Genomic DNA, 11,962 nt, shown 5'->3' with positions numbered 1-11,962 from the left:
CTGCAGGCGCGGCGGCCAGGGCGCCCGGATGCAGGGTGTTCAGCGCGCCGACCCCGGCGCCTCCGATGGCGCCGGCGGCCAGCAGTGCAGCGACCAGGCGGGTATTTTTCAATGCGAGGGATGTCATGGTTGCTTCCTTTCAACATGGCACACGTCGGTGCCGACAACTGCAACTATGGGGACCTGGCCTTAGGCGGGGCTTAAAGAGCCTTGATGGAGCCCCCACGGTTGCTCGCTTCGCGTAGCGCCCTGCCCCCCGAGGGGGTCGCTGCACCTGCGGGCCGGCGGAGCCGGACCCGCGGCCCCTGCTTGAAGGGAGAAGAACTCCCATGGACGTTCGCGGTGAGCCTGGAGGCAAGCATGAAATCGGCCTGTGGCCTTTATGACGATTGGGCAACCAGCTATGAAATCGATAGTAATCGGGGCTCAGGCTGAAGAAAGTACCGGTGGAAAAAGCACCGCCACCCGTAGCCCGCCCAGACGGGCCGACCGCTCCAGCACCAGTGTTGCGCCGTGCCGGTCAGCGATTACTTTCACGATGGCCAGGCCGAGGCCGCTGCCGGTTTCGGCGGTGGCATGGCCGGCGCGGAAGAAGCGGTCAAACACGCGCGGCAGTTCGTCGGTTGCAATGCCCGGCCCGCTGTCTTCCACCACCAGCACGGTGCGTTCGTCCTGCAGGTGCAGGGACACATCGACCCGGCCGCCGGCCGGCGTGTATTTGACGGCGTTGTCGAGCAGGTTGCGCAGCAGGATGCGCAATGCCTCGCGCTGCCCATGGACGCGCAGGACCTGCTGCTGTGTTGCCGGCTCGGCCAGGCCCAGGTCGATTTGCCGCTGCGCAGCTTGCGGCAACACATCGGCCACGGCCAGCGCCACCACCTCGTGCAGGTTGATGTCTTCCTTGCCGGCGCCGGCTTGCGCGCCACCGGCCTCTTCTCGGGCCAGCAGCAGCAACTGTTCGACCAGGCGGATGGCCCGGTCTATGCCCTGGTTCAGGCGGGTGATGCCGGCTTCGCGTGCAGCCGGGTCCGCATCGCTGCGGCGCAGCGCCTGGGCCTGCAACTTCAGCGCGGTCAGCGGTGAACGCAGTTCATGTGCGGCATCGGCCACGAAGTTTTGCTGTGCGGCAAAAGCCTCGCGCACGCGGGCGAACAGCAGGTTGAGTTCATCCACCAGCGGCCGGACTTCGTCGGGCAGGCCGGCCTCGGACAGCGGCGAAAAATCGTCGGCGGCGCGGCCGGCCACTTCGCGGCGTGCGCGCTCCACCGGCGCGAGGGACCTTGTGATGACCCACCAGACGACCAGCATCAGCAGCGGTGTGAGCAGGCCGAAAGGCCACACCGCCTCGATGGCCAGCGCCCGTGCGCGCGCTGTGCGTGCGCCCAGGTCCTGCGCAATCTGCACGGTTTGCAGGGCGGTTTGCAGTGTGTAGACCCGGTAGCGGTTGCCGTCTGCCTCGACATCGGAAAAGCCCAGCACCGCACGCGGCGGCAGCCTCGAAGGGGTGGAACGAAACAGCTGGGTGCCGTCAGGTCCCCAGATCTGGATGAACAGGTCAAAGCCGGGCTCATTGCCCTCGGGCAATAGCGGTGCGCCCAGCGGCACCCCGCTGCGCAGCGACCGCGCCACCTGCTGCAGGTGGTCGTCGAACATGGCATCGGCCTGTCGCAAGGCACCGCGGTAGGCGGTGGCCGCCTGCAGCACCGCAGCCAGCAGGATGGCGAGCAACACAAACCAGAGCAGGCGCTTGCGCAGGGAGTGATTGGCCCCCACGCGCGGCACTGCGTGTCCGTCGCTGCCCCCCGAGGGGGCGCTGCGCCTGTGGCCCGGCGAAGCCGGTTCCGCGGCCCCTGCTGGTGTGGGATCCGGGGCAAGCTCCGCGTCTGGATGTGTCATTGTTTAGGCACCAGGTAGCCCAGTCCGCGCACGGTCTGTATCACGTCGGCGCCCAGTTTTTTTCGCACACCGTGGATATAGACCTCGACGGCATTGCTGCTCACGTCGTCTTTCCAGCTGAAGAGCTTTTCCTCCAGCTGGGCGCGTGAGAGTACCGCGCCCGGCCGGGCCAGCAGGGGCTCGAGCACCGCCCATTCGCGGGCCGACAACGACACCGGCTCGCCATGCACCATCGCTTCGCGGGTGGCCGGGTTCAGGCTCACGCCCTTATGTTCGAACACCGGCTCGCCGCGGCCGGCACTGCGGCGCAGCAGGGCGCGCAGGCGGGCCAGCAGTTCGTCGGTGTCATAGGGTTTGACAACGTAGTCGTCGGCACCGGCGTCGAGGCCGGCCACGCGGTCCCCCACGGCATCGCGCGCGGTCGCTACAAGCACAGGAACGGCATTTTTCCGGGCGCGCAAGGCGCGCAACACCTCGAGCCCGTCGCGTTTGGGCAGGCCCAGGTCGAGGAGGACCAGGTCGTAGTGCTCGCTGCGCAGGGCCTCATCGGCCATGCGGCCATCGCGCACCCAGTCCACGGCGTAGTGTTCGGCGCGCAGAAGTTGCAGCACCGACTCGCCAATCATCGGGTCGTCTTCAACCAGCAGTAAACGCATTGTTTTTCCCTTGCTGCCGCACAGTATGCGGCCAGCAGCTTAGAGGAGACTTAAGCCACAGGCGAGGCGGGCCGGATCGGGATACGGCGCAAGCGCCCAAGTGGATTCAGGCGCACCCATGCCCGACTGGACGATGGGGGCAAACCACATCCGGTTGGCAGCCTGGCTGCGTATTCCAGCCGTCGGGCTTTGGGCCCGATGCCGCTGCCAGGCCGGCAGCTCCGTCACCAACCAGACCACAAGGAAACCACCATGAAAACTGTTGTACAAACCTTCACCCCTCAAGCACTCGTTGCCTCACGCCGGTCCTTCATGGGCCACACGGGTGCACTTTCCGCCGTCGCCGTGGCCCTGCTGGCCGGCAAGGATGCCCTGGCCCAGGGCATGGGCGGCGACATGTCCAAAGATGTCAGCATCCTGAACGTGGCGCTCGGCCTGGAGCATGAGGCCATCAACGCCTACCAGCTGGGCGCCGGCAGTGGCTTGCTGCAAAAACCGGTGCTCGATATCGCCGTGCAATTCCAGGGCCACCACAAGGCGCATCGCGATGCCCTGATCGCCACCATCCAGAAAATGGGCGGCACGCCGGTGATGGAGAAAAAGCTGGACGACTACGCCAAGGCGCTCAAGGCCGACACGCTGCGCAGCCAGGGCGATGTGCTGGACCTGGCCGCCCGCCTGGAGCTGGGCGCTACCAACGCCTATCTGGGAGTGATTCCCGCATTCGGCAGCAAGGACCTGGCCAAGGTGGCGGCCCGCCTGGCAGCCGATGAGACCATGCACTTCACGATTTTGACCAACGCGCTGGGCCGTCCGCTACCGGCTGGCGCCTTGTCTTTCGGTGCCTGATGGAAGGCCGCACATTTCCGCCCGGGTGTGCGGGACAGCGCCAGCTCACGGCCCTGGCCGTGCTGCTGGCACTGTCAGCCATGCTGCCGGAACCGTCAAGCGCGCAGGAGGCCGGCTCGGCCGCCAGGGGAAAGACGATTTTCGAGTCGCGCTGCGTTGCCTGCCACAGCCTGGACAGCCATCGCGTGGGCCCGGCTCTGGGAACCGTGTTTGGCCGCAAGGCGGGCAAGGCGCCGGAGTTTGCCTATTCCAGGGCCCTGCGTGCGGCGTCCCATGTATGGGACCGCGACAAGCTGCTGGCCTGGCTCACCAATCCTGAAGTCGTGGTGCCCGGCCAGGCCATGGGTTACCAGGTGGAGACGGCGGGCGACCGGCTGGACGTGGTGACCTACCTCGCATCGTTTTCGAAAAAGTAAGCCGGGGCGCTCAACCCAGCCGCGCGCGATGCCGTGCGATTTGCGTCCGCACCTGGGCCGGTGCTGTGCCGCCCAGGGTGTTGCGCGCGTTCAGCGAACCGCGCAGGCTCAGGCAGTCGTACACGTCTTTCCCGATCGTCGGGTTGAACTGCTGCAGCACGGCCAGCGGCAGCTCCGACAGATCCACCGCGTGCGAGATCGCTGCCTTGACGGCGTGTGCCACGGTTTCATGCGCGTCGCGGAAGGGCAGGCCTTTCTTGACCAGATAGTCGGCCAGGTCGGTGGCCGTGGCGTAGCCGCGCAGTGCGGCCTGTTCCATGGCCTCCGGCTTGACGGTGATGCCGCCCACCATTTCCGCGAAGATGCGCAGCGTGTCCTTGAGCGTGTCGACGGTGTCGAACAGCGGCTCCTTGTCTTCCTGGTTGTCCTTGTTGTAGGCCAGTGGCTGGCCCTTCATCAGGGTGATCAGGCCCATCAGGTGGCCGACGACGCGGCCGGTCTTGCCGCGCGCGAGCTCGGGCACGTCCGGGTTTTTCTTCTGCGGCATGATGGACGAACCGGTGCAGAAGCGGTCGGCGATGTCGATGAAGCCAAAGCTCTGGCTCATCCACAGCACCAGCTCTTCGCTGAGCCGGCTGATGTGGATCATGGCCAGTGAAGCGGCCGCGGTGAATTCGATCGCGAAGTCGCGGTCACTCACCGCGTCCAGGCTGTTCTGGCAGACCTGCGGTTGGCCTTTTTCATCGACCATGCCCAGGGTTTTTGCAACGCGTTCACGGTCCAGGGGGTAGCTGGTGCCGGCCAGCGCGGCGGCGCCCAGCGGCAGACGGTTCACGCGTTTGCGCACGTCCTGCAGGCGTTCGGCGTCGCGCGCAAACATCTCGACATAAGCCAGCATGTGATGGCCAAAACTCACCGGCTGGGCCACCTGCAGGTGAGTGAAGCCGGGCAGGATGACCTCAACATTTTTCCCGGCGATATCTACCAGCGCCTTCTGCAGGTCGGTCAGCAGGGCGTCGATCAGGTCGATTTCGCCGCGCAGCCACAGGCGCACATCGGTAGCCACCTGGTCGTTGCGGCTGCGGCCGGTATGCAGGCGCTTGCCGGCGTCGCCGACCAGCTGTGTCAGGCGTGCCTCGATGTTCAGGTGCACGTCTTCCAGGTCCAGCTTCCATTCAAACGCGCCGGATTCGATTTCCGATGTGATCTGCGCCATGCCCTTCTGGATGGACGCATGGTCGGCAGCGCCGAGGATCTTCTGTGCCGCCAGCATCTCGGCATGGGCCAGCGAGCCGGTGATGTCGGCCTGCCACAGGCGCTTGTCAAAAAACACGCTGGCGGTGTAGCGTTTGACCAGGTCGCTCATGGGTTCGGAGAACAGGGCAGACCAGGCTTGGGACTTCTTGTCGAGTTGGCTCACTTCGGGCTTTCTTTGGGGTGCCGTGGCCGGCAGGCAGGCACGTTTGTCGGGTCAGGGCTGCCAGCTGGCTTGATTTCGGGGCAATTACGGGTTTGACGCCGGTTTTAGGCCTGCCGCCGGTGCAATACTAAGACTCTCGATTTTATCTGCCTGCCGGAAGCCGTGGAAAGCCGGTCTTCCGCATCCCCGGGAGTACCCCGCTTGCGGAAGCGGACAGGAAGCAACAGACTTTTTTCATGCAATCCAAGCCTAACCTCTCGTCTTTCGGGGAATCCACGGTCCTGGATGGTTTCAGCCCGTCCGGGGACATGCCGGCCCTGCCGGCCCGCGTCAATGTGTTCGACGCCTGCAATGTCGGGGTGGTGCTGCGCGCCGTGCTGTTTGTCGAAGCGGTGGTGGGTGTGGGCGCCATGTTTGGTGCCGGGCAGTTTGTCGACTGGCTGCTGCGGTTTTCGCTGCTGACCGGCGGTGTGCTGCCGGCCACGCTGGCCTGGCTGATCGCTGCCTGCATGCTCAAGGGCCGGCTGGCACGGCTGGGGACGACGCAGCAGTGGACGGCCGGCATTGCCATGGGTGCGCTGGCGGGCGTCTATGGCTGCGGCCTGCTGGCCATGATGGGGCTGCTCGATCCGGCGCCCTGGTGGGCCAGTGCCGCTGCGGGTGCCCTGTTGTCTTCGGTGCTGGTGGCCGGGCTGGTGTGGCGCGCCAAGGCGCGCACGCCGGCCGCGACGGCCGCGCGCCTGGCCGAGCTGCAGTCGCGTATCCGGCCGCATTTCCTGTTCAACACACTCAACAGCGCCATTGCCCTGGTGCGCGCCGAGCCGGCCAAGGCCGAGTCCGTGCTGGAAGACCTGAGCGAGCTGTTTCGCCATGCGCTGGCTGACGCCACCGAGTCGGTCACGCTGGGCCAGGAGATCGCGCTGGCCCAGCGCTACATGGCCATCGAGCAGATCCGTTTCGGCGACCGCCTGCAGGTCCAATGGAGCCTGGACCCCGAGGCCGACCCGGCCAAATTGCCGCCGCTGCTGCTGCAGCCGCTGGTGGAAAATGCCGTGCGGCACGGTGTGGAGCCCAGTGCCCAGGGCGCGCAGATCAAAATAACAACCCAGCGGCGCGGCAGCGTGGTGGTGCTCAAGGTAACCAATTCCACCCCGGCCGGTGTCGGCGAACGCGGCCACGGGCTGGCGCTGGCCAATGTGCGCGAACGGCTGGCGCTGCTGCACGATGTGCAGGCGCAGTTCAAGACCGTGTTCAAGGACGGTGTTTTTCAAGTGAGGCTGGAGATTCCCCTATGACAGGCAAGCTCAGGGCGCTGATTGTGGATGACGAGGCACTGGCGCGTTCGCGGCTGCGCACGCTGCTTGGTGACTGCAGTGCGCCGGCCGCCATCGTGGCTGCGGAAGCCGCGCACGCGGTGCAGGCCATGGATGCGTTGCGCCGCGAAACCTTTGACGTGGTTCTGCTCGACGTCCGCATGCCCGGCGCCGACGGCATCATGCTGGCGCAGGCGATTGCGCAGATGCCGCAACCGCCGGCGGTGGTGTTCGTGACGGCGCATTCCGAGCATGCGGTGCAGGCCTTCGACCTCGAGGCGGTGGACTACCTGACAAAACCCGTGCGGCTGGAGAGGTTGCAGCAGGCGCTACAAAAAGTAGAGCGGCTTGCGCAGACTGCAAAAGGGCTGCAGCCTGATTTGGATGCCGAACCTCTGATCATCCAGGACCGTGGCCGGACCGAGCGGGTGCCGCTGGCCGAAGTGCTGTACCTCAAGGCCGAGCTCAAATACATCACTGTGCGCACTGCGGCCAAAAGCTACATCCTCGACGGCAGCCTCAACGAGCTGGAGGAAAAATACCCGCAGCAGTTCATGCGCATCCACCGCAATGCGCTGGTGGCGCGGCGCGCGGTGCGCGCGCTCGAGAAACACTTCGATCCCGAGGAGGGCGAGGGCTGGGCGGTGCGGCTCAATGGCATCGACGAATTGCTGGCGGTGTCGCGGCGCCAGCTCAGTGCCGTGCGGGAAGCCATCGCGGGCTGAGGGGCGGGTTGGCCTGAAAGGTCGAAACGCGGCCGGACGGTATGCCAGCCGGGGCTTTCCGGCGCCCGCGTCCTACATCGTCCGCTGGGCGCTTCGGCTCCAATAAACCCAGGAGACTGCCCCGCAAGCCGCGGGGGCCTGCGAGGAAAACAAAGATGGACCCAGAACACCTTCCCGATGCGCTGCCGGCCGAGCCGGCGGCCGTGGCGCTGCCCGTAGCGGATCACCCCTTCCCGCACATGCCGGTGGACATCCGCAACATGTCTCTGGTGGTGTTGGCGGGGCTGGCCATCCTGTTTGTGCTGCATTGGGCCAAGGCTGTTTTTATCCCGGTCATGCTCAGCGTGCTGTTCAGCTATGCGCTGTCACCCGTGGTGAACTGGCTGGAACTCCGGCGTATTCCGCGCTGGCTGGGTTCCTCCGTGCTGATGCTGGCGATTTTTGGCGTGCTCGGCACGACCGCCTGGTCCCTCGGCGACGAAGCCGGTGAACTGATCGAGTCGCTGCCGGTGGCGGCGCAAAAGTTCAGGTATGCCATGAAAGTCAGAAGCGGAAAGTCAGACAGCACGCTGGACACCGTGCAGAAGGCGGCCTCGCAGCTCGAACAGGCAGCGCAGGAGGGCGCCGCTCCAGGCAACAACCGCGGCGCCATGCGGGTGGTGGTTGAGCGGGCCCGATTCAATATCAAGGATTACCTCTGGACCGGCACCATCGGCCTGATCGCGCTGGTGGGCCAGACCGTGGTGGTGATTTTTCTCACCTTCTTCCTGCTGCTCTCGGGCGACAGCTTCCGGCGCAAGCTGCTCAAGCTCGCGGGCCCCAGTCTCAGCGACAAGAAGATCACGTTGCAAGCCCTGCATGAAATCACCGGCCAGATCCAGCGCTACCTGCAGGTCCAGCTGCTCACCAGCGCGCTGGTGGGCGTGTTGACCTGGCTGGCCCTGCTGGCCATCGGCCTGGAAAATGCCGCAGTCTGGGGTATTGCGGCCTGTGTGCTGAACCTGGTGCCGTATGTGGGATCGCTGATCACCGCCGCTGCCACCGCGCTGGTCGGCTTCCTGCAGTTTGGCTCGCTCAACATGGCGCTGCTGGTCGCCGGTGCCTCGCTGCTGATCCACACCATCGTCGGCAACCTGGTCACGCCCTGGCTGACCAGCCGCGCCAGCCGGCTGAGCCCGGTGGCGGTGTTTGTTGCGCTGCTGGCCTGGGGCTGGCTTTGGGGCGTGTGGGGCCTGCTGCTGGGCATTCCCATCATGATGATGGTCAAGTCGGTGTGCGACCGGGTGGATGACCTCAAGCCGATGGGCGAGTTTCTGGGGTCATGAGCCCCCACGGTCGCTCACTGCGTGTAGCTCCCTGCCCCCCGAGGGGGCCGCTGCGCCTGCGGCCCGGCGAAGCCGGTTCCGCGGCCCCTGCTGGTAAAGAATTTCTGCCCACTGGAGAATCGCCGTGATGGAACTGTTGACCGACCCGCAGGCCTGGATCGCTTTTGCCACGCTCACCGCGCTGGAGCTGGTGCTGGGCATCGACAACATCGTGTTCATTTCCATCCTGGTGGACAAGCTCCCGCCGGAAAAGCGGGAGCTGGCGCGTCGCCTGGGGCTGTTCATGGCCATGTTCATGCGCATCGGCCTGTTGCTGGTGCTGTCCTGGATCATCGGGCTGGTGGCGCCCCTGTTCACCGTGCTGGGTCAGGAGATCTCGGGGCGCGACATGATCCTGATCGCCGGCGGGCTGTTCCTGATCTGGAAAAGCACCGGCGAGATCCACCAGTCGCTCGAGGGTGAGGAAGGCCATGCCTCCGGCGCCGTCAAGGCCACCTTCGCCGCCGTGATTGTGCAGATCATGCTGGTCGACATGGTGTTTTCGCTGGACTCCATCATCACCGCCGTCGGCATGGTGGACGAACTGACGGTGATGATTGCCGCGGTGGTGGCCTCGGTTGGCCTGATGATGCTGTTCGCCGGCGCCATCGGCCGTTTTGTGTCCGAGCATCCCACCGTCAAGATGCTGGCCCTGTCCTTCCTGGTGGTGGTGGGCGTGGTGCTGATCGCCGAAGGATTCGATCACCATGTGCCCAAGGGCTACATCTATTTCGCCATGGCCTTCTCGGTGTGCGTCGAGATGCTCAACCTGCGCCTGCGCAAGCGTTCGGCCAAACCCATGCACCTGCGGACCTCCTACGCGGCCGGCGACGGTGCTGGCACGAAACGCGCGGAATGAGTTTTTTTGTTGTCGTTTTGGCCTCCAGCCCTTGTGCGGCGGACGCGGGCTGCTATCGGATAGATAGTGGCTGTGATGCAAGCACCGGTTCCCGAGATCGTTGATGCGCGTCAGGCGCACCGCGTCGGGCGCCGCCTGATCCGCGGCTGGTCGCGTGCCGTCGTTCGTTGCGCCAGTCACCGCTCGGTGTTGCGCGTTTGTCATGCGTTTATTGGGCGTGAATCCGGTTCAAGGCTTTCAGGCGCCGGTTAAATGCAGAATCTTGACCGCCGTCAAGCGCGCGCTGTCAGGTAAAAAAAATTCTTGATGCATGTCAAGAGCCGTTCATGTGCCCGGGGTCCACCATGCGTTTCAGGGTTGCTCGCTGGCTTTGCAGCAACCTTCGTTGTGTAAATAGCAGGACCTTGTCCGGAGTTGCATCCCCACCCCGCAAGGTCATTGAAGGAGATGTACATGGCCTCGATCAACGCACCGGCGACGACCGTGAGCCCGCGCTCATGCTGTTATCGCTTGACCGCCAAGGGCCGGGCTTGTGTGAACACTGTCGAATTCGAGGTGCAAACCACAGGTTCGCTGTCGCCCTACCTGCACGATGTGCTGGTGCTGTGCGGCGAGGGTGTCTGGTTCCAGCAACTGCAGCAGTTCATGCCGCCGCGGTCGCTGGAGGAATCCCTGCGCTCGCTGCAGGCGCTGGATCTGATCGAAGTCATGGACCCGCGTGAAGCGCCTTGTTATATCCCTCCTGTGGGGCATCGCGCTGCGCGGGCCCCGGGTTTTTAGAATGGAAATTGCCTCTCGCCTTTGTATGACGGGCGCAGGAAGCTATTGAATTCATAGCGTCTGAGGTGCCGCTGCCTGCGGTTTTTCAGGGTGGGACGGCGTACCGGGAAACACCACGCGATAGCAGCTGGCAAATCCAGGGGGCGCCGGCGCTGATTCAAAAACCGCCCCGTGGATCGCCGCTATTTTTTCCACCACGCGATGTCCGGAGCCCAGGCCCAGCGAGTGATGGCTCTTGGCCCGAAGCGGGGGGGCATCCGGCGCGGGCGGGCCCTGCAGAGCGGAGTCGCACACCTGCACGCAGCGTGCCTCGGGGTCGAGTTGCACCTCCACGCTGGTGCCTGGCGGCGTGTGGCTCAAGGCGTTTTCGATCAGGTTGCGCAGCACCAGGGCCAACAGGACAGGGTGTCCCTGCATGACAAAAGGTCCCGGGCTGGACAGCGCCAGTTCATGCCCGCTGTCGAGTGCGGCCTGGCCGAACTCTGCGACCTCGGTCCGTGCGATGGCATCCAGGTCCAGCGTTTGCATCGCTTCCACAAGTTCCGTTCGGCTGGCACGCGCGAGCGCCAGCAGGTTGGACAGCACCTGGCCGGCCCGCAGGGTGTCGCGCTCGAGCTGGGCCAGCAGTTGCTCCTGCTCCTCGCCCCCGGTGGCCTTGCGCAGTGCGCGTGCCTGCAAGGTCAAAGAGGCCAGCGGAGTACGCAATTCATGCGCCAGCTCGCTGGCCAGCTCCCTTTCCCGGGACACCGCCGCCTGGTAGCGCCCGGTCAGCGTGTTGATGGAATTCACCACCGCGCGAAACTCCTGCTGCACGTGGTCGCTGGGCAAGGGCGATAGCTGGTGGATGTCCAGGGCATCAACGTCCCGCGAGAGTGCGTACAGCGGACGCAACCCGCGGTGAATCGCCAGGCCGAGCGCCAGCGCCACCACCGGCAGCAGCCAGAACCCGGGCTCGGCCACCTGCTCGGCAATGTCCTGGGCCAGGTCGTCGCGCTCATTGATGCTTAAAAGCACGGTCACCTTTTTTTGCTGCGCCGGTCCGTCCCAGCGGGAAAAAGCCCGCCACTCCACCGGCGGCGTTCCCAATTGCAGTGTTTCAAAACCTTCTTTCGCGTTGAACGGCAGCTCGGGCGCCTCGCCGGTACGCATCAACACCTGGCCGGCAGCATTCCACACCACCACGCTCATGGAGCGCTGGTAGTCGTGGCTCTTGAGGCTGGACAGGCCGGGCAGGCTGGCGACATCGCCCCGTGTGTCGATCTGGCTGGGGTTCTGCGCCAGCTGCAGCAGCGCCACGCTGGCCAGGTGTCCGTCCGTCAGTTCGTCGGCTTCATGGATGCCGGTCCTGTAACCCAGCGCCACAAAGCAGCCCCAGACAATCAGGAGCGCGCCCAGGGCCCAGGCCATCAGGCTCAGCGTGAGGGAGCGTTGCAGCTTCATGCCTCATCCTCCGGAACAAAATAACCGACGCCGCGCAGGGTGCGTATGACGCCTTCGCCGAGCTTCCTGCGCAAGTGGTGCACATGCACCTCGACGGCGTTGCTGTCCAGCGCATTGTCCCAGCTGTACAGCCGCGCCTCGATCTGCGGTCGCGACAGCACGCGCGGGCGGACTTCGATCAATGCAAGCAGCACGCCGAATTCGCGTGCCGACAGCTCCACCGGCTGGCCGTCCAGCCGCACAC

12 protein-coding genes are annotated in these 11,962 nt (G+C 65.2%); 7 read left to right on the top strand and 5 right to left on the bottom strand.

What is annotated here, in order from left to right; all coding sequences use genetic code 11:
* Positions 1-426: 426 nt before the first annotated feature.
* A complete protein-coding gene (locus WA904_RS18190) occupies positions 427-1,773 on the bottom strand; it encodes an ATP-binding protein (protein ID WP_425198535.1) in 1,347 nt (448 codons plus the stop codon).
* Positions 1,774-1,892: 119 nt separating this feature from the next.
* Positions 1,893-2,552, bottom strand: coding sequence for a response regulator (locus tag WA904_RS18185; protein ID WP_425198534.1), 660 nt, complete (start codon positions 2,550-2,552; stop codon positions 1,893-1,895).
* A 252-nt stretch (positions 2,553-2,804) separates the two neighbouring features.
* On the opposite strand from WA904_RS18185, the gene WA904_RS18180 reads away from it, so the two are divergent.
* Both WA904_RS18180 and WA904_RS18175 read left to right on the top strand, forming a co-directional pair.
* A complete protein-coding gene (locus WA904_RS18180; RefSeq protein WP_425198533.1) occupies positions 2,805-3,401 on the top strand; it encodes a ferritin-like domain-containing protein in 597 nt (198 codons plus the stop codon).
* Positions 3,401-3,817 (top strand): c-type cytochrome, encoded by a 417-nt coding sequence (locus WA904_RS18175; RefSeq protein WP_425198532.1) that lies wholly within the window; start codon positions 3,401-3,403, stop codon positions 3,815-3,817. The genes WA904_RS18180 and WA904_RS18175 overlap by 1 nt, the downstream gene beginning before the upstream one ends.
* 10 nt (positions 3,818-3,827) lie before the next feature.
* Here the strand turns inward: WA904_RS18175 and argH are convergent, their stop codons facing one another.
* Positions 3,828-5,237: an argininosuccinate lyase gene (gene argH, locus WA904_RS18170; protein WP_425198531.1), complete on the bottom strand. Its 1,410-nt coding sequence runs from the start codon at positions 5,235-5,237 to the stop codon at positions 3,828-3,830.
* Between the two features lie 236 nt (positions 5,238-5,473).
* On the opposite strand from argH, the gene WA904_RS18165 reads away from it, so the two are divergent.
* From WA904_RS18165 to WA904_RS18145, 5 genes are all read left to right on the top strand, one after another.
* Entirely contained in the window at positions 5,474-6,532 is a 1,059-nt protein-coding gene (locus WA904_RS18165) for a sensor histidine kinase (protein WP_425198530.1), read from the top strand.
* On the top strand, positions 6,529-7,275 hold the full coding sequence (locus WA904_RS18160) for a LytR/AlgR family response regulator transcription factor (protein ID WP_425198529.1): 747 nt from the start codon (positions 6,529-6,531) through the stop codon (positions 7,273-7,275). The genes WA904_RS18165 and WA904_RS18160 overlap by 4 nt, the downstream gene beginning before the upstream one ends.
* 155 nt (positions 7,276-7,430) lie before the next feature.
* The gene (locus WA904_RS18155) at positions 7,431-8,600 is read left to right on the top strand and encodes an AI-2E family transporter (protein ID WP_425198528.1); all 1,170 of its coding nucleotides are present in this window, start codon (positions 7,431-7,433) and stop codon (positions 8,598-8,600) included.
* Between the two features lie 124 nt (positions 8,601-8,724).
* Entirely contained in the window at positions 8,725-9,498 is a 774-nt protein-coding gene (locus WA904_RS18150; protein ID WP_425198527.1) for a TerC family protein, read from the top strand.
* Between the two features lie 453 nt (positions 9,499-9,951).
* Positions 9,952-10,278: a hypothetical protein gene (locus WA904_RS18145; RefSeq protein ID WP_425198526.1), complete on the top strand. Its 327-nt coding sequence runs from the start codon at positions 9,952-9,954 to the stop codon at positions 10,276-10,278.
* A gap of 51 nt (positions 10,279-10,329) precedes the next feature.
* Here the strand turns inward: WA904_RS18145 and WA904_RS18140 are convergent, their stop codons facing one another.
* Together WA904_RS18140 and WA904_RS18135 are read right to left on the bottom strand one after the other, a co-directional pair.
* Positions 10,330-11,718, bottom strand: coding sequence for a histidine kinase dimerization/phospho-acceptor domain-containing protein (locus WA904_RS18140; RefSeq protein WP_425198525.1), 1,389 nt, complete (start codon positions 11,716-11,718; stop codon positions 10,330-10,332).
* Positions 11,715-11,962: winged helix-turn-helix domain-containing protein (locus tag WA904_RS18135; protein WP_425198524.1), on the bottom strand; the 248-nt coding region annotated here is incomplete at its 5' end. The genes WA904_RS18135 and WA904_RS18140, both read right to left, overlap by 4 nt.

Source organism: Polaromonas sp., assembly GCF_049790275.1.
Classification (GTDB): Bacteria; Pseudomonadota; Gammaproteobacteria; order Burkholderiales; family Burkholderiaceae_C; genus Polaromonas.
Note: the sequence above shows the minus strand (reverse complement) of the source record. Positions and strands in the feature narration are given on the sequence as shown.